We start from the raw sequence: 23,303 nt of genomic DNA, 5'->3' as shown, positions 1-23,303 counted from the left end.
GCCGGGTGTGGCCGACCCTGGCCGGGGTAGGGCTTCCCCCGTCAGCGGGTCCGCGTCGCGAGGGGGAGACCATGAAGATCGGCTACTTTCTGTCCAGTGAGGAGTTCACGCCGGCAGAGCTGCTGGAGCAGGCGCGCGGCGCCGAACAGGCCGGCTTCGAGGCGCTGTGGATCTCCGACCACTACCACCCGTGGGTGGACGCACAGGGGCAGAGCGCGTTCGTCTGGTCGATGATCGGCGCGCTCAGCCAGGTCTGCTCGCTGCCGGTGACCACCGCGGTGACCTGCCCGACCGTGCGGATCCACCCGGCCGTGATCGCCCAGGCCGCCGCCACCAGCGCGGTGCTGCACGGCGGGCGGTTCGTGCTCGGCGTCGGCAGCGGCGAGGCGCTCAACGAGCACATCTTCGGCGACGCCTGGCCGCAGGCCGACGTCCGGCTGGAGATGCTCGAGGAGGCCGTCGAGGTGCTGCGCAAGCTGTGGGAGGGCGGCTTCGTCAACCATCACGGGAAGCACTACACGGTCGAACACGCCCGGATCTACACGCTGCCCGACGCTCCCCCACCGATCTACGTCTCCGGCTTCGGCCCGAAGGCCATCGATCTGGCCGCCCGGATCGGCGACGGCTACGTGAGCACCATGCCCGACGCCGAGATGGTCCGGCGCTTCCGGGAGAACGGCGGCGGCGACAAGCCGTGCCAGGCCGGCTTCAAGGCGGCGTACGCCGACAGCGAGGACGAGGGCATGCGGATCGCGTACGAGCGCTGGCCCAACGCCGGGGTGCCGGGCGAGCTGTCCCAGGTGCTTCCCTCGCCGCGCCACTTCGAGCAGGTTGCCGAGCTGGTCAAGCCGGAGATGATGAAGGAGGCGTTCGTGTGCGGCAACAGTGCCGACGCGCACCTGGAGATGATCGACAAGTACGCCAAGGCCGGCTTCGACGAGGTGTACGTGGCCACCGTCGGCCCGCACCACCAGGGCCTGTTCGACCTCTACCAGCGCGAGGTCCTGCCCCGCCTGCGCTGACCCGTCCCACCCCGGCGAGATCCTGGGCGGCTGCCGTCCGACCGCGTCGGCGACCGTCCACGGTCTCGATCCGGCGACGGTCGGCGACGTCACAGACGGGCGCGTTTCGGTGCTGGTCGGGTCGGGTACCTCCGGCCCTCGATGAAACTGTCCACGCACTCGATGACGTTGCGCCGCGCGGCGCGGAGCCTCTTCGGCTGGACCACGCTGCGGCCCAACCAGCTCGCCGCCATGCGGGCGGTGATGAAGCGACGCGACGCCCTGGTGGTGCTGCCGACCGGCGCCGGCAAGTCGGCCATCTACCAGATCCCGGCCAGCCTGATCCCCGGCCCCACCGTGGTGATCTCCCCGCTGCTGGCCCTCCAGCAGGACCAGATCGCGGCCCTCAACGAACGCCAGCGCCCGGAGCTGCGGGCCGTGCGGATCAGCTCGAACGAGTCGGCCGCCCAGCAGGCCGAGGCGATCACCGAGATCCGCGAGGGCCGGGCGGAGTTCCTGTTCATCACCCCGGAGCAGCTGAGCAACCCCGACCGGATGGCCGAGGTCGCCTCGCTCAAGCCGGCGCTGGTGGCGATCGACGAGGCGCACTGCATCTCGGCCTGGGGGCACGACTTCCGCCCCGACTACCTGGCGCTCGGGCACCTGATCGAGGGCATCGGCCGGCCGCCGGTGGTCGCGCTGACCGCCACCGCGTCCCCGCCGGTCCGCGACGACATCATCGCCCGGCTGCGGCTGCGGAAGCCGGAGGTGGTGGTCTCCGGGCTGGACCGGCCCAACCTGTTCCTCGAGGTGGCGCACTGCCCCACCGAGGACTACCGGTGGCGGCGGCTGGTCACGCTGCTGCGCGACGACGAGCGGCCGGGAATCATCTACGTGCCGACCCGCCGCTCGGCCGAGGAGCTGGCCGCCCGGTTGACCGACGACGGGTTCCCGGCGCAGTGCTACCACGGGGGCATGGCGGCCGGCGCGCGCGCCGAGCTGCACGAGGCGTTCCTCGCCGACGAGGTGCCGATCATGGTGGCCACCTCGGCGTTCGGAATGGGTATCGACAAGCCGAACATTGCCTGGGTGGTGCACATGGCGCTGCCCGACTCGCCGGACAGCTACTTCCAGGAGATCGGCCGGGCCGGGCGCGACGGGCAGCCGGCCCGGGTCCTGCTGCTGTGGCAGGCCGAGGACGTGGGGCTGCAACGGTTCTTCAGCGGTGGCCTGCCCGACGAGACCGAGCTGCGCGACCTGGCAGCGCTGCTGCGCCGCAAGCCCGCCACCAAGACCGAGCTGAGGGAGGCCACCGGCCTCGGGCCGCGCAAGCTGGGCCAGTACCTGTCCCTTCTGGAGCAGGTCGGGGCCGCCGAGCCGCGCGCCCGGCAGCGCCTCGGCGTTCCCCGTTACGCCCCGACGCCCGTGGACGCCGCCGCGGCGGCGCTGGCCGAGGCGGAGCGGCAGCAGACGGTGACCCGGTCCCGGACGGACATGATGCGGGCCTTCGCCGAGACCACCGCCTGCCGGGGGCAGACCCTGCTGGCCTACTTCGGCGAGCAGATGACGAAGGTCTGCGCGCACTGCGACAACTGCCACAACGGCACCAGCGTCGCCGACCAGGGCGCGGTCGGGCCGTTCCCGGTGCACAGCCAGGTGCGGCACCCGGAGTGGGGCCACGGCCTGGTGCTCGGGTACGAGGAGGACAAGATGACGGTTCTCTTCGACGAGGTCGGGTACAAGACGCTGTCCGTGCGCGTGGTGTCCGAACAGGGCCTGCTGGCGCTGGACTAGCCTGAGCCGGGCACCGGCGCGGGGCCCATCGATTGACCAGGACAGAGCAGGGCGGAAGGGGCGTTGCCGTGATCGAGCAGCCGGCGTACACCGGTTTTGGTTTCTCCGACGAGGAGTGGGGGCTGCTGGTCGGCCTGCCGCAGTCGGTGCTGACCGCCGCGAGCGCCGCGGAATCCGACGGCACCCGCCGGACGATGGCGGAGAACGCCGCCGGGCTGGAGACCATCGCCGCCGGCCGGGAGTCGGCCAGTCCCCTGGTCGCCGCCGTGGCCGGTGAGATCGTGACCCGGGTCGGCGACCCGGACAGCGGCGAGGAGCTGCCCGTCATCGCCCCCGCCGACCCCCGGGCGATGATCGACGACGTGCTGCTGCGGGCCGCCGAGGCCGCCACGCTGCTGGCCGTCCGGGTCGACGAGGGCGAGGCCGGCGCGTACAAGCACTGGCTGGTGAAGATCGCCGAGCAGGTGGTGGGCGCCGCGTCCAGCGGTGGTCTGCTCGGGCTGGGCGGCGAGTCGGTCAGCGACTCGGAGCGGCGCTTCCGCGACCGTCTCGCGCACGTGCTCAACGACTGACCCACCCGACCACGAACACCCGGGCGGCCGCCCGGTGGTCCCCCTCTCGGGAGGCCACCGGGCGGCCGCTTCGCTGCGCCGGTCACCCGGCAGCCGGGCCGCCCGGACCGGTCGGGGTCGGCGTCCGCTCGTTCGCCGTCGTCGACCCGTGGGCGGCCGAAACCGGCTCGGCGGGCAGCACGGCGGGGTCGCCGGGGCGGACGCCGCGCAGCGAGAGCAGCGCGGTCACCACGCCGAGCAGCATCGCCACCACGGCGGCGATCGCGGCGAGGTGCAGCCCGTCGGTGAACGCGAGCCGGGCGGCGTGCAGCACGGTGTCGCCCAGCTGCGTCGGCAGGCCCTCGGCCACCGCCAGCGCGCCGGCCAGCGTCTCCCGGGCCGCGTCGCGGGCGTCCGCCGGGAGCCCGGCGGGCAGGCCGTCGAGGACCTCACGACGGTAGACGGCCGCGCCCACGCTGCCCAGGATCGCCATCCCCAGCGCGCCGCCCAGCTCGCTGCTGGACTCGGTCAGCGCCGAGGCGACACCGGCCTGCTCCGGCGGCGCCGCGCCGAGGACCAGCTCGGTGACCAGTGACATCACCATCACCAGACCGGCCGCGTAGATGCTGGCGCCGAGCAGCAGCAGCCACAGCGGCGACTCCGGCGTGACCCGGGTGAGCACCACGAAGCCGAGCACGGCGATCCCGAAACCGGTCCCGATCAGGTACGCCCGCTCGACCCGCTGGGCGAGCGCGGCGGCGGCCGGGGCGATCCCGCCCACCGCCAGGGACGGCACGAGGCTCCACAGTGCCGCCCGCAGCGGGCTGAGGCCGAACACCAGCTGGAGATGCTGGGTGGTGAAGATGGCGAAGCCGACCAGGGCGAACATCGCCAGCAGGTTGACCGCGAGCGACCCCGCGAAGCCGCGACGGCGGAACAGCGCCAGGTCGATCATCGGGTACGTCCGGGTCCGCTGCCGGTGCAGGAACAGCGCCCCGACCAGCAGGCCCGCCACGATGGCCAGCACCCGCGCCGCGTCGACGCCGTCGCGGGCGATCTCCTTGATGCCGTAGATGACCGGCAGCAGAGCGCCGAGCGACAGCACCGCGCTGACCAGGTCGAACCGCCCGCCCGTCGGGTTGCGGAACTCGGGCACCAGCACCGGGGCGAGCAGGAGCAGCAGCACCATCGCCGGAATGTTGATCAGGAAGATCGAGCCCCACCAGAAGTGCTCCAGCAGGACGCCGCTGAGCACCGGACCGATCGCGATGCCACCGGTGAGCGTGGCGGTCCAGATGCCGATCGCGGTGCCGCGCTGCTTGGCGTCGTGGAACATGTTGCGCACCAGGGCGAGCGTGGAGGGCATCAGGGTGGCCCCGCCGACGCCCAGTACGGCGCGCGCGGCGATCAGCGTCGTGGCGCTGTCGGCGTACGCGGCCAGCAGGGACGCCGCGCCGAACGCCGCCGCGCCGAACAGCAGCAGCCGGCGCCGCCCGATGCGGTCACCGAGGGCGCCCATGGTGATCAGCAGCCCGGCCAGCACGAAGCCGTAGATGTCGAAGATCCAGAGTTGCTGGGTGCCGGTGGGGCGCAACTCCTCGCTGATGAACGGGACGGCGAAGTAGAGCACCGACACGTCCATCGAGACCAGGAGCAGCGGCAGCATCAGCACCGTGAACCCGATCCACTCCCGCCGGCCCGCGCGGGGTGCCGGTGCGGTCGTCGTCGTCATGGGAGAACTCCTTCTGCGTATGTCGTACGCTGTAATGCGTAGACCATACGCAGAACTAGGATGGCCGGGCAAGGAGGAAAACGTGGCGGCGAGGACAGACGACGACGGCCCGGCGATCCCGCCGGCCATCGAGAGCGCCTGGGGGTTGCGGGAGCGGCCACCCAAGGGCCCCCGGCCGGGGCTGACCGTGAGCGGCATCGTGGACGCCGCCGTGCGGGTGGCCGACGCCGACGGGCTGGCGGCCGTCTCGATGAGCCGGGTGGCCAAGGAGCTGGGCGCCGCCACCATGGCCCTCTACCGGCACATCGGCTCCAAGGACGAGCTGCTGATGCTCATGGTCGACACCGGGTACGGCCCCTCGCCCGGCCCCGCCGCACCGGGCGTCGACTGGCGCGCCGGCCTCACCCGCTGGGCCTGGGCGGAGCACGACGTGCTGCGGCGGCGGCCCTGGCTGCTGCACGTGCCGATCACCGGCCCGCCGCTCACCCCCCAGACGCTCGGCTGGATGGAGGACGGGCTGCGCTGCCTCGACGGCACCGCGCTGACCGAGGGCGAGCAGATGTCGGCACTGCTGCTGATCACCGGGTACGTCCGGAGCGAAGCCACCCTCACCACCCAGATCACCGAGGGCAGCCGGGCCGCCGGCAGGAAGCCGGGCGAGATGATGCCGGCGTACGGCCGGATGCTCAGCCGGCTCATCGACCCGGCCCGCTTCCCGGCGCTACACCGGGTGCTGACCTCCGGCGTGCTGAACCACGACGACGACCCGGACGAGGAGTTCACCTTCGGCCTCGACCGGATCCTCGACGGCATCGAGGCCCTGATCCGCCGGCGAGCGGTCTGAGGAGCGCCGGATGCTGCGCAGGGACACCGTCGACACCACCGTGCTGCCGCCCGGTGAACGGTTCGGGATGTGGCTCGACCTCGTCGCGCGCACCTCGGCGCCGCTGCGGATCCAGTCCGCGCACTCGGACGACTTCGCCGCCCGGGCCGACTTCATCGACCTCGGCCCGATCCAGCTGGTCGAGTACGAGTACCCGTCGCTGGACGCCACCCGGACCCGCAAGCTGGTCCGTCGCTCCGACCCGGAGCTGTACATCCTCGCCCTCACCACGGGCGGCGTCGGCACGTCCAGCCAGGACGGTCGCCACAGCGAGATCCAGGCCGGTGAGTTCACCTTCTACGACGCCTCCCGCCCGCACGACGTCTGCCACCACGCCATCGAGCCGGAGCGCGACCAGGCCACCTCGATCATCACGCTGATCCCGCACGCCGCGCTGCCGCTGCCGCCGCAGCGGATGGCCGCGCTCTACGGCGGCCGGATGTCCGGCAGCGAGGGCATCGGGGCGCTGCTGGCGCAGTTCCTGCTCCAGGTCACCGGGCACCCGGAGCAGTACCACGCCGCCGACGCCAGCCGGCTCGGCGCGGTGGGGCTGGACCTCGCCACCACCATGCTCGGTCGGCACCTGGTCGCCGAGGACGCCGTGCCCACCGAGGTACGCCGGCGAGCGCTGGTCACCCAGGTGCAGGCGTACGTCCACCGCCACCTCGGCGACGTGACGCTCAGCCCGCAGACCGTCGCGGACGCCCACCACATCTCGCTGCGCTCGCTGCACCGGTTGTTCGAGGCCGAGGAGTCGACCGTGGCGTCCTTCATCCGGGACCTGCGGCTCGCCCGGTGCCGGCGCGACCTGGCCGACCCGGCGCTGCGCGGCCACACCGTGCAGGCCGTCGCCGCCCGTTGGGGGTTTTCGGACAAGGCCCACTTCAGCCGGGCGTTCCGCGCCGCGTACGGGACGAGCCCCCAGGCGTACCGGGAGGAACACTCGGATTCGGCGCGGATCGTCAACCGCGCGGCGTCAATGGTCAACTCGTCGCGGGCAGACTGACAACCAACGCGGCCAACCCGCCGCCCGCACAGCCGGGCTTAGGGTGGGCCGCCAACGGGGGCCGTGGCGAGGCGCCCGCCGCGGGACGCGGCGGGCGGCCGCCCGGTGGGTTCCCGGCCGTCTGCTGAGGCTCCGGTCCCGTCGCTCTCCCCCCAGGATCGTCGGCGGGGCCGGTCAGGTCTTCTCCAGCAGCTCCAACACGACGCGTTCGGCCTCCTCGCGCGGCAGCCCCGGGTCCAGCGGCGCCACCACCCCGTCGTGGAAGAGGTCGACCACCCGCGGGTCCACGTAGGACGTCCGGGCCACCGTGGGGGTGTTGCCCAGCAACTCGGCGACCTCCCGCATCACCGCCGCCACCGCTTTCCGGCGGGCGGTCATCGAGCGCGCCGGGCCGACCGTGGCCAGCTCGATCGCGGCGAGCACGGTGGCGTGCCAGGTGCGGAAGTCCTTGGCGGTCATCTCCCCGCCACTGGCGTCGCGCAGATACCCGTTGACCTCGTCGCTGCGCACGTCGCGCCACTCCCGGCCGTCCCAGTAGCCGAACAGCCGGTCCGCCCGCCGCCGCCGGCGACGCAGGTTGACCAACACCTGGCACAGCTCCGGGTCCTCGATCCGGCGCACCTGCTCGATCCCGCCCTTCGCGGGGAACTCGAAGATCACGCAGCCGCCCCGGGACCGGGCGTGCTCGGGGCGCAGGGTGGACACCCCGAACGTCGGGTCGTCGCCGGCCGCGTACTGGTCGCTGCCGACCCGGAACATCCCCATGTCCAGCAGCCGGGCCACCGTGGCCAGCACCCGGTCCCGGCCCAGACCCCGGCCGTCCAGGTCGCGACCCACCCGCTCCCGCAGCGCCGGCAGCCGCCGAGCCACCTCCAACATGTGGTCGAACTTCGCCTCGTCCTGCTTCTCCCGCCACAGCGGGTGGTAGAGGTACTGCTTGCGCCCGGCCGCGTCGATGCCGGTCGCCTGAATGTGCCCGTTCGGGTACGGCGAGATCCAGACGTCCTTCCACGCCGGCGGGATGACCAGCTCCCGCAACCGGGCCAGCTGGTCGGGATCCCGGACCGGCTCGCCGGTCGGATCCAGGAAGAGCCAGCCCCTACCGCGCCGGCGACGCCCATATCCCGGCCTGCCCGGATCACTACGCCGCAACCGCACCGGAGACCCGCACCACCCGTTCCACCTCGTCCACGGCGGCCAGCACCTCGTCGGGCCGCAGAGCCGCCAACGTCGGGTGGCTTCCTACCCCGTCCCACCTCGCCCAATCACGCTCGCCGGCCCACAGCGCCCGGTGCCGGGGCCGGTCCGGCGGCGGCCCCCAGTGCGCCGGCGGCACCGGCCCGAAAAGCACCACCGACGCGATGCCGTACCCGGTGGCCAGGTGAGCCACGCCGGTGTCGCCGCTGACCACCAGCCGGGCGTGCGCGACCAGCGCGGCGAGCGCGCCGAGGTCGGTCCGGCCGGCCAGCACGGCGCCGGGCGGCAGGCCGGCCGCGTCGGCCACCCCGGCGGCCAGCTCCCGCTCGTCGGCCGAACCGGTGAGCAGCACCCGGTGCCCCCGCTCGGTGAGCGCCCGGGCCAGTGCGGCGAACCGCTCCGCCGGCCAGCGCTTCGCGGGGATCTTGCTGCCCGGATGCAGCACCGTCGCCCCGGTGGGCAGCCCGGCCGGGCCGGGGCGGAGCAGGCCGAGGTCGCCACGGTCCGCCGGGATGTCGTACCAGGACAGCAGCCGGCACCACCGGTCCACCTCGTGCTCGTCGGCCGCCCACCCCGGCCCGTCGACGAACCCGGCCTCCCGGTTGGCGTAGGCGAGCAGGCGGCCGGGCCGGGCGGCCGCGAGCAGCCGGTGCGACTGCGGGCCGCGCCCGTGCAGGTTGACCGCCACCTCCGGAGCCGGGCCGGGCCACGCCGGCCCGTCCAGCCCGGCGGTGTCCACCAACCGGTCGACGCCGCCGACCAGGTCGACCAGCGGGGCCAGCCAGGCCGACGCGGCCAGCGCCAGCTCCCGACCGGGGTACGCGGCCCGCAGCGCCCGCACCGCGGGCACCGCCGTGACCAGGTCGCCGACGCCGAGGGCGCGCAGGACGAGGATCACGGGTACGAGGTCTCCTGCTCGGCGCAGACCACCATCTCGCGAACCGCGCAGCCGGCCGGCTGGCTGAGCGCGAACATGACCGCGGCGGCGGTGTCGCCGGGATCGTTGAGGATGGCGTCCGGCCCCGGCTTGTACTGCGGGTCACGCTCGTCGAAGAACGCGGTGCGCATCCCGCCCGGGATGAGCAGCGTGACGCCGACCTGGCCGGCGAGTTCGGCGGCGAGGGCGCGGGTGAAACCGACGACGCCGAACTTCGCCGCGCAGTACGCGGTGGCGTCGCTGACCGCCTTGACGCCCAGGGTGGAGGCGACCGTGACGACACGGCCCCGGGAGGTCAGCAGGAACGGCAGGGCGGCCCGGATCACCGCGGCGGTGGCCAGCAGGTCGACGGCGACGATCCGGTCCCAGGTCTCCCCGGGCACGTCCGCGAGCCGGCCCGGCACGTCCATGCCGGCGGCGGTGACCACCGCGTCCAGGCCACCGGCCTGCTCGGCGAGGTGCCGGGTGGCCGCCTCGGCGGCCCTCGTGTCGGCCAGGTCGCACTCGGTCCAGGACACCCCGTCGGCCGGCGGCTGCCGGTCCAGCACCAGCGGCCGGCCGCCGGAGACGGCCACCGCGGCGACCACCGCGGCGCCGAGCCCGCTGGAGCCGCCGGTGACCAGCACGGTGGGCCCGGCCCCGGGCGACGCGGCCGTCATCGGGTCCGCTCCCCGCCAGGCGTCGTCGACGACCGCGCGGCGACACGGTCCGGCTCCGCCGGTTGTCCGACGGCGCGGGACGCGCCGGTGGGCCGTCCCCCGCCGGAGCGGGCGATCATGTCGGTGGTCGAGCGGCCGTCCAGGTAGGGCACCACCACCGTGTGCCCGCCCCAGCGGCGCAGGACCTCCGCCTCGGGCAGCGTCGCGTCCCCACCGCCGGTGGCGTAGTCCCCGCCCTTGACCCAGATGTCCGGGCGCAGCCAGGTCAGCGCCGCGTCCGGGGTCGGTTCGTCGAAGATCATGACCGCGTCCACGCAGCTCATCGCGGCCAGCAGCCGGCTGCGGTCACCCTCGGACAGCACCGGTCGCTCCGGCCCCTTCAACCCGGCCACGCTGGCATCGGAGTTGAGGCAGACGATCAGGCAGTCGCCGAGCTGCCGGGCGGCCTGGAGGGTGGCGACGTGCCCGGCGTGCAGCAGGTCGAAGCAGCCGCCGGTGGCCACCACCGTGCCGCCGGCGGCGCGTACGTCGGCGAGCAGCGCGGCGACGGCGGCGACACCGATCCGGTCACCGCCCGGACCGACCACGCCGGTGAGCACCGGGCCGCCTCTCGTTCCCGGTGCTCGCGTCACCGACCCGCTCCGCGCGCGCACCGGCGGCGGCAGGGCCGTGGCCACTCCCCCACCCGCCACGTACGCGGACGCCTCGGCGACCGCCACCTGCACCGCCTCGGAGACCAGCGCGCCCCGGGCCAGCGCGAGACTGGCGGCGGCCGCGAACCGGTCGCCGGCGCCGCAGGTGTCCCCCTCGGCGCTGCCCGGGGTGGGCACCACCAGCGGCGTCGACCCGGCGTGGCAGAGCAGCGCGCCGTCCCCGCCCAGGGTCACCGCGACCGCGCCGGCCCGCCAGCGCCGCCGCAGGCCCTGCGCGCCCCGGGAGGCGGTGGCCAGCCGGGAGGCCCCGGGAGGCGTGGGGACCAGGTCGCGGACCTCCGACTCGTTCGGGGTGGCGAGATGCACGCCGGGCACCGCCGCCGGGCCGCGCGGGTGCGGGTCCCACACCACGGGCGCCCGGGTGGCGGCCAGCGCGGCGCGCAACGCGGGCTGCCGCGCCACCCCCCGGCCGTAGTCGCTGACCAGCACCGCCGACGCCGCGGCGATCACCCGCAGCACCTCGTCGGAGGGCGGGCCGGGTTCGCCGGGCGCGACGCCGCGGTCGTGGCGCAGCAACACCCGGCCCCGGACCCGCAGCCGGATCTTCTCCGGCGTCGCGCCGGACAGGGCCAGCGGGTACACCTGCACGCCGGCGTCGGCGAGCAACGCGCTCAGCCGGGCGCCGCCGGCGTCGTCGGCGAGCGCGGTCACCAGCACCACCTCGGCGCCCTGCGCGGCGGCGAAGACCGCCGCCAGGCCGGCCCCACCGGGCCGGTCGATGGCCACCGTCTCGTCGAGCACCGGCACCGGGGAGTCCGGGCAGAGCCGGTTCACGACCCCTTCCACGTCCCGGTCGAGCAGGGTGTCCCCGACCACCACCACGGGTCCCCTCACGCTTTCCTCCTCATCCTCACGCGTCGACCTGCTGTCCGGTCCCGCCGTCGAGCACCACCTCGACCCCGGCACGCACCGGCCCGGACGGGGTCCGGTCGGCCGGCGCCGGCGGGGTGGACGCGGCCAGGGCGGCGGGCAGCTCCTGTTCGAGGTACTCGCAGAGCAGGTGGCTGGTGACGAGGTGCAGCTCCTGGACGACCTGGGAGTCGGGCGACGCGACGGCGAGAGCGTCGGCGCAGGCGTCGGCGAGGGGGTTGGGGGCCGGCCCGGTGAGCGCCCAGGTGGTGAGGCCGGCGTCGCGGCCCGCGTGCGCGGCGGCGAGCAGGTTGGCGCTGGCGCCGCTGGTGCTGAGCAGCAACAGGATGTCGCCGGGCCGGCCGTGGGCGCGGACCTGGCGGGCGTAGACGTCGGCGTAGCCGTAGTCGTTGGCGATGGCCGTCACGGCGCTGGTCTCGGCGTGCAGGGCGATGGCCGACAGCGGCTGACGGTCGTGGCGGAGCTTCCCGACGAGCTCGGCGGTGAGGTGCTGGGCCTCGGCGGCACTGCCGCCGTTGCCGGCCACCAGCAACCGCCCGCCGGCGGCCAGTCGGTGCGCCAGTTCGGCACCCCAGCGCGCGAGCTGCGCCTCGCACCCCCGGTACGGCACCAGCGCGGCGGCGAGGTTCGCCAGGTGGGTGTCGAGCAGGCCGCCCTCCGGCATCAGGCCACCACCCCGGTCGGCCGGCGCACCGAGGCCACCTCGCCGTAGAGCTCCGCCAGCCGCTCGGCGGTGGCCGCCCACGAGTACCGCGACCGGGCCCGCTCACGCGCCGCCGTGGCGTACCGGAAGCGCCGGATCCGGTCGTCGAGCAGCCGCTGGATAGCGGTGGCCAGGGCACGGGGGTCGCGGGCCGGCACGAGGTCACCGGTCGTCCCGTCGACCACGGTGTCGCGGATGCCGCCCACGGCGGTGCCGACGACCGGCACCCCGCACGCCATCGCCTCCAGCGGGGTCAACCCGAACGGCTCGTACCAGGGGGCGGCCACCAGCAGGTCGGCCGAGCGGTACCAGCGGCCCATCTCCTCCCGGGGCACCGCGCCGACCAGCCGTACCCGGTCGGCCACCCCGCACGACTCGGCCAGCGCCCGCAGCCGCCGGGCGTACGGGTCGGTCTCCAGCAGCCCCTCGGGCGGCCCGCCGACCACCACGCACTCGGCGTCCGGGACCAGCGCCATCGCGCGGATCACCGTCTGGAAGCCCTTGCGCTCGACCAACCGGCCCACGGTCAGGATCCGCGCCCGGCCCGGATCGCGGTCCGCGGCCGGCCCGAGCGGGCCGAACGAGGCGAGGTTGACCCCGGACGGGACGACGGTCATCCGGGACCGCGGCACCCCCATCCGGACCAGCTCGCCGACCTCGTCGCGGCACTGGGCGACCACCCGGTCCACCGAGCGGCCCAACTCCCGCTCGTAGGAGATCCGTCGGGCCGGGCTGGTGTCCTGCACGCCCTGGTAGCGGCGCTTCACGGTGCCCAGGGCGTGGTACGTCTGCACCACCGGCACCCCGGTCTGCCGGCCGGCGTTCAGCGCGGCCAGGCCGCTCATCCAGAAGTGCGCGTGGATCACCTCGGGCGCCCAGTCCCCGCCCCGCCACCGGTCGACCAGCCAGCGGCCGAACTCCCGCATGTGTGGCAGCAGCGCGTCCTTGGCCAGCGGCTCGGCCGGGCCGGCCGGCACGTGCACCACGTCGTACCCGTCCGGGGCGCGGACGGTCACCGGCAGGTCGAGCGCGTCCCGGCGGGTGTAGACCCGCACCTCGTGCCCGGCGGCGACGAGCGCTGCGGACAGCTCCGCGACGTGCGTGTTCTGGCCGCCGGCGTCCTCCCCTCCGAGGATGGCGAGCGGGCTGGCGTGCTCCGAGATCATCGCGATCCGCATACTTCCTCCTCCAGCAGCCGGTCCCAGTCAGCGAGGAAACGGTCGAGGCCGTATGTGTTGCGCGCGGCGGTGAATGCCGCCGCGCCGGCCTGACGGGCGGCCGCCGGCTCGGCGATGAACCGGCGGGCGGCGTCGAGCAGGGTGTCCATCCGGGTGGCGATGGCGCCGGCCTCCGGGGGCACGGCCGTCACCGCCTCGGTGGTGGCGAGCGCGACGACCGGCATGCCGATCGACATGGCCTCGATGAGGCTGAGCCCGAGCGAGGTCCACCGGCACAGGTGCAGGTACGCGCGCCGCCGGGCCAGCTCGGCGTGCATCCGGTCCTGCGGCACGTCGTCGTGGCTGGTGAGTCGGTCGGCGGGCAGGCCGAGGTGGTCGGCGAGGCCCGCGACGCCCATGCCGAACACGTCCAGCGGCGCGATCTCGGCGAACCGGGGCAGCAGGTCGGTGCCGGTGACCCGGCCCCGCCGGACGGGCTCGTTGATCACCACGGCGAGCCGGTCCAGCTCGCCGGTGTACGACACGGCCGGCGCGACGATCCCGTGGTCGACCACCGTGGTGCGGCTGGCGCCGGTGTCCCAGAAGATCTGGTTGAACCCGGTGACGTGCGCGATGAGGAGGTCGTCGCGGTCGGCCATCGGGTGGCGGGTGTTGGGCACGTCGCCCTTGGGGGTGTTGTGTTCGACGTAGATGGCGGGCACGTCACGGCCGGGGCGGCGGCCCAGCCACTCCTCGGCGAGGTCGACCTCCTCCGGGCGTTGCAGGATGACCAGGTCGACGTCGGCGCCGGGCAGGTCGTCGGGGGCGACCTCGACGGCGCTGTCCGGCCACGGGTAGGTGCGGGCCCGGCCGAGGCCGTAGGGGCCACGGTCGGCGGTGGTGGGGATCAGGTAGCGGTGGCTGCCGTGCACGAACGACGTGGTCCAGGAGCCGTGCACGTGCCAGAGCAGGACGTTCATCGGCCGCCACCACCGCTGACGGCCAGCACCCGCAGCGCCTCGACCACCTCGGCCGGGTCGACGCCGCTCAGGCAGGGATGCCCGGCGACCGGGCAACGCGAGGCCCGGGTGCCCCGGCAGGGCGCCCCGGCGTCACCGAGCCGGACCGTGGGCACCCGGTAGGGGCCCCACTGCCCGAACGGGACGGTCGGCGCGAAGAGACTCACCACCGGCACCCCGGCCGCGGCGGCCAGGTGCGCGGGCCCGGTGTTGCCCACCACCACCGCGCTGGCGCCGGCGACGATCGCGGCCAGCCCGGGCAGGTCGGTCCGGCCACCCAGGTCGGTGCCGCCGGCCGCCGCCACCCGGGCGGTGACCTCGCGCTCGTCGGGGCTGCCGGTGACCAGCACGCGGTGCCCGGCGGCGGTCAGCGACTCGGCGATCCCGGCCGCCAGCTCGGGCGGGCAGGCCCGGCTCGACGCGGCCGACCCGGGATGCAGCACCACGTAGCCGGGGTCTCCGAGTTCGGCCGGGCGGGGCGGCAGGGCGTCCGGCCGCAGCCGGAGCACGGGCTCGTCGTCGACGGGCAGCCGGTGGCCGGCGGCGGCGGCGAGGGAGAGGGCACGTTCGGGTTCGGGGACGCCGACGGGCACCCGGTGCCGGACGTCCACGAGGGAGCCCGGGTAGTCGTCGCTGATCGCGGCGATCCGCCGGATCCCCGCCATCCGCAGCAGCAGCGCCAGCGGCAGGGCCGACTGGTGGAACGAGGTGAACACGACCGCCTCGTCCGCGCCGACGGCGGCGAGTCGCGCGGTCAGGGTCCGCATGGCGTCCGGGTCGACGGGCGCCGGTGTCGGGTCGATCCACGGCAGCGGATGCTCGATGATCTCGTCGACGCCGGGCAGCAGGTCGGCGGCGGCCCGTCCGCGCGGCCCGCACAGCAGCACCACCCGCCGGGCCCCGGCCGCGACGGCCCGGATCGCCGGCCCGGTGACCAGCACGTCCCCGGCCGAGTCCGACCGCACCACCAGCGCCGTGCCCACCCGGTCGTCGACCGGACCCGGCACGTCGTGCACCGCCTGCTGCCGGCGCAGGATCTCGTCCACCGCCGCCGGCAGATCGGCGGCCACCCATCCGGCGGCCCCGATCTCCTCCGGTCGGGTCACCGGAGTGGGCACCAGGACGCCCGCCGCCCCCGCCGCCATCGCGGCGGCCACGTCCCGGCCGATGTCGCCCACCAGCACGCACCGCGCCGCGCTCGTGCCCAGCTCCCGGGCGGCGGCGTGCACCAGGCCCGGTGCGGGCTTGCGGCAGTCACAGCCATCGGCGTCGTCGTGCGGGCAGACCAACCACGCGTCGAAGCGACCCAGCAGCTCCTCGATCCGGGCGTGCACCGCCCGCATCTGCTCCTCGGTGAAGTAACCCCGGGCCAGGCCCGACTGGTTGGTCACCACCGCCAGCCGCAGCCCGGCAGCCCGCAGCCGGTCCAGCGCGGCCCGCGCCCCCGGCACCGGCCGCACCTTCTCCGGATCGCCGTTGTACGGCACGTCCTCGATCAGGGTGCCGTCCCGGTCCAGCAGCACCGCGTCGTACAGGACGGGCCGCAGGCCCTGGACAGGCCCGGAAGCGGCCCGGCCAGCACCGGCGTACACCCGGGCTGACCTGCGCTGATCCGGATCCTCCTGGTCCTGTCGCACAGGCGGCGGGTTCCCGGCGCCCCGAGGAGTAAACGTCACCCTCGGCGCGGTGGGGCCGGTGCCGTCGACTCGGCCTTACCCGGCGCTCCGGAGAAGCTAACCCGCCAGCCGTTAGCCTCCGCCCCGGGCCGGGTATGGGAGCCCAGTGGCGATAGTGGAGAAAGTGATCGGCGCTCCCCCGCAGCAGGTGTTCGACGTGCTGGCGGACGGATGGACGTACAGCGACTGGGTGGTCGGCACGGCACACGTGCGCGACGTGGACGACGCCTGGCCGCGGGTGGGCAGCCAGTTGCACCACCGGGCCGGGCCGTGGCCGTTCTCCCTGCAGGACGCCTCGACCGTGCTCCTGTGCGAGCCACCGCACCGGCTCGTGCTGCGGGCCGGTCTGTGGCCGGCCGGCGAGGCGATCGTGTCGTTCACCCTGGAACCGGTCGGCGACGGCGCCACCCGGGTCCGCATCGGTGAGGATTTCGCCGCGGGTCCGCTGCGCTGGGTCCGCAACAGGCTCAACGACCTGGTGCTGCACCTGCGCAACCGGGAGACGCTGAACCGGCTGTCCGACATCGCCACCCGCCAGAAGGGTTCGTCGTGACGCAGACCGTGGTGGTGACCGGCGCGAGCGCCGGCGTGGGTCGTGCGGTCGCGCACGCGTACGCCGCCCGGGGCGCCCGGCTCGCGCTGCTGGCCCGGGGTGAGGCGGGGCTGGCCGCCGCCGAGCGGGAGTGCCGGCTACGCGGCGCCGCCGACGTGCGGGCGTACCGGGTCGACGTGGCCGACGCGGGTGCGGTGCAGCAGGCCGCCGACGACGTGGTGCACCGCTGGGGTGCCATCGACGTGTGGATCAACAACGCGATGGTGTCGGTGTTCGCGCCCGCCTGGGAGATCCCGGCGCGGGAGTTCCGCCGGGTCACCGAGGTCACCTACCTGGGCACGGTGCACGGCACCCTGGCGGCGCTGCGGCACATGCGCGCGCACGGTCGGGGCGCGATCGTGCAGGTTGGCTCGGCGCTGGCCTACCGGGGGATCCCGCTGCAGTCGGCGTACTGCGCGAGCAAGCACGCCGTCCAGGGGTTCAACGACTCGCTGCGGGCCGAGCTGCTGCACGACTGCCCGGGGGTGAGGCTGTCGATGGTGCAGCTCCCCGCGGTGAACACACCACAGTTCTCCTGGGTCCGCACCCGGCTGCCCCGGCATCCGCAGCCGGTGCCGCCGATCTTCGCACCGGAGCTGGCCGCGCGGGCGATCGTCTGGGCCGCCGACCACGGCACCCGCGAGCTGAACGTGGGTGGTCCGACCTGGCGGGCCCGGCTGGGCGACATCCTGATCCCCGGCCTGCTCGACCGCAAGCTCGCCCGCGACGGGTACGACAGCCAGCAGACCGGCGAGGAGATCGACCCGGCCACCTGGCGGGACAACCTCGACCACCCCGGCGACGAGGACCGGGACCGGGGCGCGGCGGGCGTCTTCACCGACCAGGCGCGCAGCCGTTCGGCGGCCCTCTGGGTCGGCACCCACAAGCCGGCGCTGTCCGGTGTCGCGCTCGCCGGCGTGGCGTTTGCCCTCACCGCCGCGGCGCGACGCCTGCGCTGAGCCGACTCGCCGTGCCGAGCTGGCCTGCGGCCCTACCGAACGCACGGTGCGGGTCGACCGCCCGCAACGCCCGGACGGGGAGCCTTTTCAACCCGGATGTGGCAACTGGCTACCCTCTCAGGTAGCCCTGTCCGCAAACCGAGGATGTCCGACATGATCGAGCCCGTGCAGCTGCCGTCGCCGTGGCGGGACGCGCGCCTGACCGTCGTGGTGCCCACCTACAACGAGGCGGGCAACCTCCCGGCGCTGGTCGAGCGGCTGCTCGCACTGCCGCTGCCGGGGCTGCGCATCCTCGTTGCCGACGACAACTCCCCCGACGGCACCGGGGAGGTGGCCGACAAGCTGGCCATCGAGCACCCCGACCGGATCGAGGTGGTGCACCGGGCCGGCAAGGAGGGCCTGGGCCGGGCGTACGTGGACGGGATGAGCCGGGCGCTCGACGGCGGCGCCGAGTACGTGGCGCAGATGGACGCCGACCTGTCCCACCCGCCGGAGGCGCTGCCGGGGATGTTGGGCGCCCTGCTCTCCACCCAGGCGGGCGTGGTGATCGGTTCCCGGTACGTGCCCGGTGGCGAGCTGGACGAGAACTGGCCGCTGTACCGTCGGGCGCTCAGCGGCTGGGCCAACCTCTACGTGCACACCCTGCTGCGGGTGCGGATCCGGGACCTGACCGCCGGCTTCAAGATCTGGCGGGCCGACGCGCTGCGGGACATCGGCCTGGACCGGGTGCAGTCCAACGGCTACAGCTTCCAGGTGGAGATGCACTACCTGGCCACCAAGCTGGGGCACACGATCCTGGAGGTGCCGATCCGCTTCGAGGAGCGGCGCGACGGGGAGTCCAAGATGACCACCGCGACCAAGATCGAGAGCGCGCTGATGCCGTTCCGGCTGCGCAGCAAGCACCGCAACATCACCAGCTGAACCGCGTACCCCGGCCCGCCTTGACATGGGCGGGCCGGCCAGGGCGCGGCGGGTCAGTCGGGGTAGACGGCGCGGTGCGCGGTCGCGATGGCGGCGGCGTAGGCCCGGCCGGTGAGCGCGCCGTCGCGCGCCAGCGCGGCGCGGGCCGCGTTCGCGCCGGGCGCGCCGTGCACCCCGCCGCCGGGGTGCGCCGACGCGCTGGCCAGGAAGAGCCGGTCCACCGGGGTGTCCGCCCGGCCCAGGCCGGGGATCGGGCGCAGGAACAGCTGCTGGTACGCGGCGGCGGTGCCACCGCCGAGCGCCCCGCCGACGAGGCTCGGGTCGCCGTCCTCCAGGTCGGCCGGCCCGGCCACGTGCCGGCCGACGATCAGTTGCCGGAAACCGGGGGCCGCGGCCTCCAGCACCTCCTCCATCCGCTGCACGTGCCCGGCGAGGTCCGCTGCCCGCCAGTCCCGTCGGAACGGCAGGTGGGTGTACGACCAGAGCGACTCGGTGCCCGGCGGCGAGTGACTCGGGTCGGCCACCGACATCTGGCCGACCAGGAGGAACGGGTCCCGGGGCAGCTCGCCGCGGGCCAGCTCACCGGCATAGCGGTTGAGCCCGTCCAGATCGGCGCCCAGGTGCACGGTGCCGGCGGTCGCCACCTCCCGGTTCGTCCACGGCACCGGCGCGGAGAGCGCCCAGTCCACCTTCAGCGTCGAGCCGTCCCACCGGAAGTGCGCCAGGTCCTCCACCAGCCGCGACGGCAGCACCGCCGCGCCGACCAGGTCGAGGTAGAGCGCGGGCGCCGGCACGTCGGCGAGCACGGCCCGGCGGGCCCGCCACAGCGCGCCGCCCCTCGTACGCACCCCCATGGCCCGGCCCCGGGCGATGAGCACCCGGTCGACGTGGGCGCCGTAGAGGATCCGGCCGCCGCGTTCCTCGAGCCGGGACACCAACGCGTTGGTGATCTGCTGCGCGCCGCCGTCGGGCACCGGCCAGCCGACCTGCTGGCCGAGCATGGCCAGCAGCCAGCCGTACACCCCGGAGCCGGCCTCGTCCGGGGACAGGTCGGTGTGCAGGGCGCAGCCGGCCATCAGCACCGGCCCGCCAGCGCCCTCGAAGAGTTCGTCACCGAGCTTGCGGACCGGCACCACGAGCCGCCGGGCCAGCCGCAGCGCGCCGGCGATCCGCAGCCGACGCAGCAGACCCAGCCCGCCCCGCACCGGGGGGAACGGTGTGGTGATGGTCGTGAGCATCGGCTCGGCGACCTCGAGCCAGTCGGTGTACGCGTTCATCCAGCGCTTGCCGTCGCCGGGCGCGAACTGTTCCAGCGAGGCGGCGGTGACGGCCGGATCCCGGTTGATGACCGCCGCCCGACCGTCCGGCAGCAGGTGCGCCAGCACGTCCGGCGAGTGCCGCCAGGACAGCCCGTACCGGTCCAGGTCGAGCCCGCGCAGCACGGGTGAGGCATACCCCAGGGGATAGAACGAGCTGTAGAGGTCGCTGAGGTAGCCGGGCGCCGTCACCTCGGCGGAGCGGACGGCGCCGCCGGGCGCCGCCGTCGCCTCCAGCACCACCACGTCCCACCCGGCGTCGGCCAGGAGGTTGGCCGCCACCAGGCCGTTGTGGCCGGCCCCGATGACGACGGCGTCAGCGCTCTGCGCGCCCATGGCGGTCATCCGATCCGCCTACCCGGCGCGCAACCGGGCGAAACGCGTTTGCCTCGCCGGGGCCGGGGCATCCAACGCCGCATGTACACGGTTGCGCAGCTGGTGGGCGGGGTCTGGGGCGTTGGCGGCGGAGGCGGCGAACTGGTCGTCCATGATCCGGCGGACGGTTCGCCGGTCAGCTCGGTGCCGGTGGCCACGGCCGACGAGGTCGGCAAGGCGGTCGAGGCGGCACGCGAGGCGGCGGCGGAGTGGGCGGCCACCGCGCCGGCCGCGCGGGCGGCGTCGCTGCACCGGGCTGCGGACGCGGTGGAGGCGGTGACCGAGGAACTGGCCGCGGCCGTCACCGCGGAGATGGGCAAGCCGCTGGCGGACGCGCGCGGCGGCGTCGAGGCGGGCATCGGCACCCTGCGACAGTACGCGGAGCTGGCCCCGCTGCGCGGCGGACGGACGCTGCACGGCGAGACGGACGCCCTGGACTTCATGACGCCGCAGCCGCGCGGCGTGGTTGCCGCGATCACCCCGTGGAACGACCCGGTGGCGGTCTCCTGCGGCCTGCTCGGCGCGGCCCTGGTCACCGGCAACGTGGTGCTCTACAAGCCCAGCGAACGGACGCCGGCGACGGGCTGGTTGCTGGCCCGCGCGCTGGACCAGGCGCTGCCGGCCGGCGTGCTGTCGCTGCTCACCGGTGGGCCGGAGGTCGGTGCGGCGCTGGCCGGCCAGGAGGTGGACGTGGTCGCGCACGTCGGCTCCACCGCGACCGGCCGGTCGATCGCCGCCGCCGCGGCCCGCACCGGCGCGAAGGTGCTGCTGGAGAACGGCGGCAGCGACGCGCTGGTCGTCGACGCCGGTGTCGACCCCGGCTGGGCGGCGGCGCAGGCCGCGCTCGGCGCGTTCGCCAACGCCGGACAGATCTGCGTGGCGGTGGAGCGGATCTACGTCCACCGGGAGGTGGCCGACGACTTCGTGGCGGCGCTCGTCGAGCGGGCCGGCGCGCTGCGGGTCGGCCCGGGCCGGGAACCGGGCGTCGAGCTGGGCCCGCTGGTCGACCGGCGACACCGCGACCACGTGCACGGGCAGGTGACGGCGGCGGTGGGGGCCGGCGCCCGGGTGCTCACCGGCGGGGACCTGCCGGACGGGCCGGGGGCGTTCTACCCGGCCACCGTGGTCACCGACTGCCGGCACGACATGACGCTGGTGCGGGAGGAGACGTTCGGGCCGGTCGCGCCGGTGGTGGTCGTCGACTCGTTCGACGAGGCGCTGCGCTGCGCGGCGGACTCCCCGTACGGGCTGGCCGCCACGGTGCTGACCGCGTCGATGAGCCACGCCCAGCGGGCCTGGCGGGAGCTGCCCGTGGGCACCGTGAAGATCAATTCAGTGTTCGGTGGCGCACCGGGCGGCGCCGCCCACCCGCGCCGGGCCAGCGGGCAGGGCTTCGGGTACGGCCCGGAACTCCTGGACGAGTTCACCGCCACGAAGGCGGTGCACATCGAGGCGCCGGGCGGCGGGCACTGGTGAGCGGTACGGGCGGGTGCGGGGTTGCCGCATCCGCCCGTACCGCCTCGGGGTCTGCTCCTCGGTGCGGCCGCGACGGTCAGTCGCCGCGGGCCTTGCGGGTGGCCCGGTCGTTGGCCTTCTCGATCGCCTTGACCAGTTCCGGCTTGGTCATGCTGGACCGGCCGGGTACGTCCAGCTCGCGGGCCACCGACATCAGGTGGTCCTTGGTGGCGTTGGCGTCCACCCCACCCGCGGTGGGAGCACGCCGTTCCGGCCCGCCACCCGCCGCCTGGCGGTCGCTCGGGCCCTTGCGGCCCTTCGGCTCCCAGTGGTCGCCCACCTTCTCGAACTGGTGCTTCACCGCGGCGAACGCGGTGCGGTGCGACCGCTCCCCCTCGCCGTAGGTCTCCACCGCCGAGTCGTGCGTCTTCTCCCACGTGCGCTGCGCCTTATCCGGGGAGCGTCGCAGCGTGCTGGGCAGATCCTCGCGCCCGGGCATCTCGTCCTCCTCCGTGTCGACAGGGTCACCGTGACCGTTCCCCGGTGACGGGGCGGCAAACCATACGCGGCGGTGGCGCGGCGGTGGACGGGTTTGTCGATTTCGCCGTGCGGGTACCGGCCGGGCCAGGCCCGACCGGACGACCGGTCATCCGGCGGCCGGGGCACAGGGAGCGGGCATGACGACCACGGAGCCCGGTACGACGCTCGGCGGCACCCCCGGCTCACGGGTACCTCGGCGGATGCGGCAGCTGAGCTGGCGGACCTGGCGTGGGGTGGTGTTCCGCAGCGCGCGCAACTTCGTCACCGACAACTGCTCGGACTGGGCCGCCGCGCTCACCTACTACGGGGTGCTGGCGCTCTTTCCGTCCACCATCATGGTGGTCGCGCTGGTCGGCCTGGTCTCCAACGGCGAGCAGACCGTGGACACGGTCGTCGAGTTGGCCAACCAGATGGGCGCGGGGTCGGTGGTCGCCAACGACAGCATGATCAAGGTCATCCGGGCGGTGGTGGACCAGGAGAGCTCCCCGAAGGCGCTGCTCAGCTTCGGCCTGCTCGGTGCCCTCTGGTCCGCGTCGGGCTTCATCGGAGCGTTCACCCGGGCCTCCAACGCGATCTACGGCGTGCAGGAGGGGCGGCCGGTGTGGAAGCTGCGCCCGTTGCAGATCGGCCTGGCCGCGGTCTCGATGGTGCTGCTCGCGGTCGTCGCCACCGGGCTGATCGTCAGCGGTCCGGTGACCGACGCCGTCGGCGACCTGATCAACGCCGGCGGACTGGCGCGCACGGTCTGGAGCGTGGCGAAGTGGCCCGTGCTCGCCCTGATCATGATGGTGCTGCTGTCGCTGCTGTTCTGGATCGCCCCGAACGTGCGGCAGCCCCGGTTCCGCTGGCTCACCCCGGGCGGCGCGGTGGCGCTGGTCTCCTGGGTGTTGGCCTCCTTCGGCTTCGGCCTGTACGTGGCCAACTTCGGCTCGTACGACGCCACCTACGGCAGCCTCGGGGCGGTCATCGCGTTCCTCGTCTGGCTGTACCTGTCCAACTCGGCGCTGATGCTCGGGGTGCAGATCAACGCCGAGGTCCAGCGGGGCCGTCAGTTGCAGGCCGGTGACCCTGACCCGGAGGAGCCGGTGCTGCCGCCACGGAGGCCGGCCGACTCCTGAGGGTTGGATCCGGGGCGGGCCGGCCACCAGGGCCGCGGTTCGTCGTTCGGGCCGGGCCTGCTGTTCGGTTCGGGCGTGGAGGTCCGGTTCGGGGCCGGGCTGGAGGCCGGTTCGTGACGCGGTGCCGGT

General features: G+C 74.7%; 21 protein-coding genes. 10 read left to right on the top strand and 11 right to left on the bottom strand.

Annotated elements, in window-relative coordinates:
* Nucleotides 1-71: 71 nt before the first annotated feature.
* The 3 genes from DKT68_RS20695 (at nucleotide 72) to DKT68_RS20685 (ending at nucleotide 3,367) form a co-directional block, all read left to right on the top strand.
* Nucleotides 72-1,022, top strand: coding sequence for a TIGR03557 family F420-dependent LLM class oxidoreductase (locus tag DKT68_RS20695; RefSeq protein ID WP_109819057.1), 951 nt, complete (start codon nucleotides 72-74; stop codon nucleotides 1,020-1,022).
* 141 nt (nucleotides 1,023-1,163) lie between these two features.
* Nucleotides 1,164-2,795, top strand: a complete 1,632-nt coding sequence (locus tag DKT68_RS20690; protein WP_109819056.1) for a RecQ family ATP-dependent DNA helicase — start codon at nucleotides 1,164-1,166, stop codon at nucleotides 2,793-2,795.
* 68 nt (nucleotides 2,796-2,863) lie between these two features.
* Entirely contained in the window at nucleotides 2,864-3,367 is a 504-nt protein-coding gene (locus DKT68_RS20685) for a hypothetical protein (RefSeq protein WP_109819055.1), read from the top strand.
* 82 nt (nucleotides 3,368-3,449) lie between these two features.
* Here DKT68_RS20685 and DKT68_RS20680 read toward each other — a convergent pair whose 3' ends face one another.
* Nucleotides 3,450-5,078 carry an MFS transporter gene (locus DKT68_RS20680; protein WP_109819054.1) on the bottom strand — a complete coding sequence of 543 codons (1,629 nt, stop codon included), beginning with the start codon at nucleotides 5,076-5,078 and terminating at the stop codon, nucleotides 3,450-3,452.
* 82 nt (nucleotides 5,079-5,160) lie between these two features.
* On the opposite strand from DKT68_RS20680, the gene DKT68_RS20675 reads away from it, so the two are divergent.
* Both DKT68_RS20675 and DKT68_RS20670 read left to right on the top strand, forming a co-directional pair.
* Nucleotides 5,161-5,922, top strand: coding sequence for a TetR/AcrR family transcriptional regulator (locus DKT68_RS20675; RefSeq protein WP_109819053.1), 762 nt, complete (start codon nucleotides 5,161-5,163; stop codon nucleotides 5,920-5,922).
* 10 nt (nucleotides 5,923-5,932) lie between these two features.
* Complete coding sequence (locus DKT68_RS20670; RefSeq protein ID WP_109819052.1) at nucleotides 5,933-6,967, top strand: AraC-like ligand-binding domain-containing protein; 1,035 nt, start codon at nucleotides 5,933-5,935, stop codon at nucleotides 6,965-6,967.
* A gap of 174 nt (nucleotides 6,968-7,141) precedes the next feature.
* On the opposite strand, the gene DKT68_RS20665 is transcribed toward DKT68_RS20670, so the two are convergent.
* Genes DKT68_RS20665 through DKT68_RS20630 form a run of 8 tightly spaced genes read right to left on the bottom strand, consistent with a single transcriptional unit; the run spans nucleotide 7,142 to nucleotide 15,859 of the window.
* The gene (locus DKT68_RS20665) at nucleotides 7,142-8,125 is read right to left on the bottom strand and encodes a DNA topoisomerase IB (protein WP_109819051.1); all 984 of its coding nucleotides are present in this window, start codon (nucleotides 8,123-8,125) and stop codon (nucleotides 7,142-7,144) included.
* Nucleotides 8,109-9,062 carry a glycosyltransferase family 9 protein gene (locus DKT68_RS20660; RefSeq protein WP_109819050.1) on the bottom strand — a complete coding sequence of 318 codons (954 nt, stop codon included), beginning with the start codon at nucleotides 9,060-9,062 and terminating at the stop codon, nucleotides 8,109-8,111. Before DKT68_RS20660 ends, DKT68_RS20665 begins: the two co-directional genes overlap by 17 nt.
* On the bottom strand, nucleotides 9,059-9,760 hold the full coding sequence (locus DKT68_RS20655; RefSeq protein ID WP_109819049.1) for an SDR family oxidoreductase: 702 nt from the start codon (nucleotides 9,758-9,760) through the stop codon (nucleotides 9,059-9,061). The genes DKT68_RS20660 and DKT68_RS20655 overlap by 4 nt, the downstream gene beginning before the upstream one ends.
* The gene (locus tag DKT68_RS20650; protein ID WP_109819048.1) at nucleotides 9,757-11,307 is read right to left on the bottom strand and encodes a PfkB family carbohydrate kinase; all 1,551 of its coding nucleotides are present in this window, start codon (nucleotides 11,305-11,307) and stop codon (nucleotides 9,757-9,759) included. The genes DKT68_RS20655 and DKT68_RS20650 overlap by 4 nt, the downstream gene beginning before the upstream one ends.
* Before the next feature lie 16 nt (nucleotides 11,308-11,323).
* Nucleotides 11,324-12,010: a D-sedoheptulose-7-phosphate isomerase gene (locus DKT68_RS20645; RefSeq protein WP_407940772.1), complete on the bottom strand. Its 687-nt coding sequence runs from the start codon at nucleotides 12,008-12,010 to the stop codon at nucleotides 11,324-11,326.
* Nucleotides 12,007-13,224 (bottom strand): glycosyltransferase, encoded by a 1,218-nt coding sequence (locus DKT68_RS20640; protein WP_109819046.1) that lies wholly within the window; start codon nucleotides 13,222-13,224, stop codon nucleotides 12,007-12,009. The genes DKT68_RS20645 and DKT68_RS20640 overlap by 4 nt, the downstream gene beginning before the upstream one ends.
* A complete protein-coding gene (locus tag DKT68_RS20635; RefSeq protein WP_109819045.1) occupies nucleotides 13,209-14,183 on the bottom strand; it encodes a glycosyltransferase in 975 nt (324 codons plus the stop codon). Before DKT68_RS20635 ends, DKT68_RS20640 begins: the two co-directional genes overlap by 16 nt.
* The gene (locus DKT68_RS20630) at nucleotides 14,180-15,859 is read right to left on the bottom strand and encodes an HAD-IIIA family hydrolase (RefSeq protein WP_109819044.1); all 1,680 of its coding nucleotides are present in this window, start codon (nucleotides 15,857-15,859) and stop codon (nucleotides 14,180-14,182) included. The genes DKT68_RS20635 and DKT68_RS20630 overlap by 4 nt, the downstream gene beginning before the upstream one ends.
* A gap of 145 nt (nucleotides 15,860-16,004) precedes the next feature.
* Between DKT68_RS20630 and DKT68_RS20625 the strand changes: the two genes are divergently transcribed.
* From DKT68_RS20625 to DKT68_RS20615, 3 genes are all read left to right on the top strand, one after another.
* Nucleotides 16,005-16,451: an SRPBCC family protein gene (locus tag DKT68_RS20625; protein WP_109819043.1), complete on the top strand. Its 447-nt coding sequence runs from the start codon at nucleotides 16,005-16,007 to the stop codon at nucleotides 16,449-16,451.
* Nucleotides 16,448-17,449: an SDR family oxidoreductase gene (locus DKT68_RS20620; RefSeq protein WP_109819042.1), complete on the top strand. Its 1,002-nt coding sequence runs from the start codon at nucleotides 16,448-16,450 to the stop codon at nucleotides 17,447-17,449. Before DKT68_RS20625 ends, DKT68_RS20620 begins: the two co-directional genes overlap by 4 nt.
* Before the next feature lie 153 nt (nucleotides 17,450-17,602).
* Nucleotides 17,603-18,370 carry a polyprenol monophosphomannose synthase gene (locus tag DKT68_RS20615; RefSeq protein WP_109819041.1) on the top strand — a complete coding sequence of 256 codons (768 nt, stop codon included), beginning with the start codon at nucleotides 17,603-17,605 and terminating at the stop codon, nucleotides 18,368-18,370.
* Between the two features lie 53 nt (nucleotides 18,371-18,423).
* On the opposite strand, the gene DKT68_RS20610 is transcribed toward DKT68_RS20615, so the two are convergent.
* Nucleotides 18,424-20,031 (bottom strand): phytoene desaturase family protein, encoded by a 1,608-nt coding sequence (locus tag DKT68_RS20610; protein ID WP_109819040.1) that lies wholly within the window; start codon nucleotides 20,029-20,031, stop codon nucleotides 18,424-18,426.
* A gap of 72 nt (nucleotides 20,032-20,103) precedes the next feature.
* On the opposite strand from DKT68_RS20610, the gene DKT68_RS20605 reads away from it, so the two are divergent.
* Nucleotides 20,104-21,537, top strand: a complete 1,434-nt coding sequence (locus DKT68_RS20605; protein ID WP_109819039.1) for an aldehyde dehydrogenase family protein — start codon at nucleotides 20,104-20,106, stop codon at nucleotides 21,535-21,537.
* 76 nt (nucleotides 21,538-21,613) lie between these two features.
* Here DKT68_RS20605 and DKT68_RS20600 read toward each other — a convergent pair whose 3' ends face one another.
* A complete protein-coding gene (locus tag DKT68_RS20600; RefSeq protein ID WP_109819038.1) occupies nucleotides 21,614-22,015 on the bottom strand; it encodes a ChaB family protein in 402 nt (133 codons plus the stop codon).
* 178 nt (nucleotides 22,016-22,193) lie between these two features.
* Between DKT68_RS20600 and DKT68_RS20595 the strand changes: the two genes are divergently transcribed.
* On the top strand, nucleotides 22,194-23,174 hold the full coding sequence (locus DKT68_RS20595; protein WP_109819037.1) for a YihY/virulence factor BrkB family protein: 981 nt from the start codon (nucleotides 22,194-22,196) through the stop codon (nucleotides 23,172-23,174).
* Nucleotides 23,175-23,303: the final 129 nt, after the last annotated feature.

This window comes from Micromonospora acroterricola, assembly GCF_003172955.1.
GTDB classification, from domain to species: domain Bacteria; phylum Actinomycetota; class Actinomycetes; order Mycobacteriales; family Micromonosporaceae; genus Micromonospora; species Micromonospora acroterricola.
The sequence above is the reverse complement of the archived record's forward strand: the minus strand, read 5'-3'. Positions and strand labels throughout refer to the sequence as shown.